Source organism: Blautia sp. An249, assembly GCF_002159835.1.
Taxonomy (GTDB): Bacteria; Bacillota; Clostridia; order Lachnospirales; family Lachnospiraceae; genus Blautia_A; species Blautia_A avistercoris.
On record NZ_NFJL01000049.1, the window covers coordinates 1 to 3,181 of the forward strand.

General features: G+C 46.8%; 3 protein-coding genes. All 3 read left to right on the forward strand.

Features of this window, described 5'->3' with window-relative positions; all coding sequences use genetic code 11:
- The first annotated feature begins 561 nt into the window (after positions 1–561).
- A complete protein-coding gene (locus B5F53_RS19315; protein ID WP_087227102.1) occupies positions 562–1,245 on the forward strand; it encodes a response regulator transcription factor in 684 nt (227 codons plus the stop codon).
- Entirely contained in the window at positions 1,242–2,273 is a 1,032-nt protein-coding gene (locus B5F53_RS19320) for a sensor histidine kinase (protein WP_076778898.1), read from the forward strand. Before B5F53_RS19315 ends, B5F53_RS19320 begins: the two co-directional genes overlap by 4 nt.
- A gap of 119 nt (positions 2,274–2,392) precedes the next feature.
- On the forward strand, positions 2,393–3,058 hold the full coding sequence (locus B5F53_RS19325; protein WP_076778896.1) for an ABC transporter ATP-binding protein: 666 nt from the start codon (positions 2,393–2,395) through the stop codon (positions 3,056–3,058).
- The last annotated feature ends 123 nt before the right edge of the window (positions 3,059–3,181 follow it).

The following is a 3,181-nucleotide window of genomic DNA, read 5'->3' on the forward strand; positions in this document are numbered from 1 at the left end:
CTGTGCTTCTGCGGAACCTCCGGCCCGCACCGAAAGACCGCAGGAAACAACAAAATTCGCCCGGCAGGTCACAGACCCACCGGGCGGAAACGGAAGTGTTATGAAGTTGATTTACATGGTATAATACATAGTGAGAGGCGCTTATCCCCGTCGCCGGGGACAGTCTTTTTTTGGCGGTGCAACCCTCGCCTTATTTTGTTCAAACGCTCCCTGCTTCATGGCGGCTCCCTCCTAAAGCCGCCGTGATGAAATTCAGAGCATGGGTATGGGCTGCTGAACGACGGCTTTTTTTCTTTTGCCGTCGTCCGGCAGCACTCGCGTAACTTTTTGATTTGACACTATTTTAAGCTTCAATTCTCGCAGGAATATCACAGAAAAACAGGATTTGACAAAAATCACCCCCTGAAATCTTGCAATTCTGTGACATTTCTAATTATCTATATGGAAGCCTTGCTGTTAATGGAGATGGACGATAGGATAGAAAAAATCAAAAATCTCCTTTGTTGTGAGGTTTCTGTGACATTTGGTTGATACTCTATAAGGGAAAGGATGTGAACGCACATGAAAATTTTAGTGGTTGAAGATGACCGCATTTTGAATACAACCCTTTGTTATAATTTGTCTGCCGCAGGCTATGAGGTCGCTACTGCCTTGACAAAAAGTGCTGCGGAACGTCTGTGCAAAAAACAGGAATTTGATTTGATTGTCCTTGACATCAATCTGCCGGACGGAAACGGATTTGATTTTTGCCGGGATATAAAAGAACGGCACCCGGACACAGCCGTTATTTTCCTCACGGCAAACGATATGGAAAGCGATATGCTGAAAGGGTACGAGCTGGGGGCGGATGATTATGTGACAAAGCCCTTTCCCATGAGCGTATTTCAGAAAAAAGTATCTGCTCTATTGGCCCGAATTAGAAAACAGTCTGGCGGCGATTGCTACAATGACGGCAATCTGTTTATCAATTTTTCGGAAATGTCCGCCACCCAGGGCGGGGAAAGCATTTCCTTTACGCCGATGGAATACCGGCTTTTGAAAGTGTTGACAAAAAATCCGCAGATCGTTTTGACCCGGCAGGTGCTATTGGAAAAGTTGTGGGATATTGACGGGAACTTTGTGGATGAACACGCTTTGACTTCAACCATCAGCCGGATAAGGACAAAAATCGAAAAACCAGATCAAGCCTATATCAAAACGGTTTACGGCATGGGTTATATGTGGATTGGGGGCGGTAGCAAATGAGGACAGAAAAGCTCTCCGTTAATAAAGTATGTGTTGCCGTGTGTGCAGCACTCTTTCTGCTTTCTGTAACTATGTCGTTGTCCATATATTTTTTGACACAAAATGTACTGGCGTTATATTGCGGATTGCTCTATATCATCTGCGTTGCCGGGTGTATGGCGGCTTTTCTTATTTTTGTGCGTCGGAAATTGACGCTGTTTTCCGACGCCTTGTGCAAGCTGCTTGACGATATGATGTCAGCAAATCAGGCCCCGCCGCAGTACACCGAGGAAGAAAACCTGTTTTATAAAATCCAGCACCGACTTTCCCGGCTCTATGAAGTGCTGCGGGAAAGCAAAAGCAGCATTGCAAAGGAACGGGCCGACTTGCAGGAATTGATTTCGGATATATCCCATCAAGTCAAAACGCCGATTGCAAACCTGAAAATGCTGGACGCAACGCTGCTGGAACAAACGGTGACGCCGGAAAAGCAGAGAGAATTTCTTGTTGCTATGGATAGCCAGCTTGACAAGCTGGATTTTCTCATGCAGGCAATGATTAAAACTTCCCGGCTGGAAACCGGCGTGATTTCTTTGCAACCACAGCCGCAGGCCATTTATGATACCCTTGCCGCTGCGCTGGGCGGTATTCTGCTGAACGCTGAACAGAAAAAAATCGCGGTCACAGTGGATTGCCCGGAAACGGTAATTGCGGCCCATGACCGAAAATGGACAACCGAAGCCCTGTTCAACATTCTGGATAATGCGGTGAAGTACACACCAGAGGGCGGGAAAGTCCATGTGGCTGTTGTGTGTTGGGAAATGTATGTGAAGATTGATATTTCTGATACCGGCATTGGTATTCCAGAACAACATCAAGGAACGATTTTCAAGCGTTTTTATCGTGAAAGCAGCGTACATGACGCCCCCGGTATTGGGATTGGTTTGTATCTGGCCCGTGAAATTATCACCCGGCAAGGCGGCTTTATCCGCGTATCTTCGGAACTCGGCACCGGCTCCACTTTCTCTGTGTTCCTGCCTCACTCTTGAAATGTCACAGGATTGTGACATTTCAAGGCGTTTTAAGGGGAAATTCAAGAACCGCCGTGACATTTCTGTGAGGATTGCGTTTTACAATGGAACCATCAAAAAGAAAGGTGGTAGAACTTATGCCTATTTTACAGACAACAGATTTAAAAAAATACTATGGTGAAAAACCGAACATTACAAAGGCGCTGGACGGCGTTTCCCTTTCAGTGGAACATGGGGAATTTGTCGCCATTGTCGGCACATCCGGCAGCGGTAAATCCACGCTGCTGAACATGATCGGCGGTTTGGATGTCCCTACTTCCGGCAAGGTCATTGTGGATGGAAAAGACCTGTCCACCCTGAAAGACGAGCAGCTTACTATTTTCCGCAGACGGAAAATCGGCTTTATCTTTCAGAACTACAATCTTGTCCCTGTCCTCAATGTCTATGAAAACATTGTTCTGCCGGTGGAATTGGACGGCGATCAGGTGGACAAAAACTATATGCAGGAAGTTGTTCGGATGTTGGGCCTGGAAGATAGGCTGAACAATATGCCGAATAATCTCTCCGGCGGCCAGCAGCAGCGCGTGGCGATTGCACGCGCTCTGGTATCGAAACCGGCGATTGTGCTGGCGGACGAGCCGACGGGCAACCTTGACAGCCGGACAAGCAGTGATGTTCTTGGCCTGCTGAAAGTAAGCAGCCAGAAATTTCACCAGACCCTTGTAATGATTACCCATAACAACGAGATCGCCCAGCTCGCGGATCGGATCGTCCGTATTGAGGATGGGAAAATTTCTGAATGAGGGGGTGTTGAAAATGAACGATATTTTATTTGGCAATAATAACAGACCCATTATTAAGAAATTGTCCAGGCGGTACTTTAAGGCCAGCAAAAGCAGGAATATCATTGCTATTGTTGCCATTAT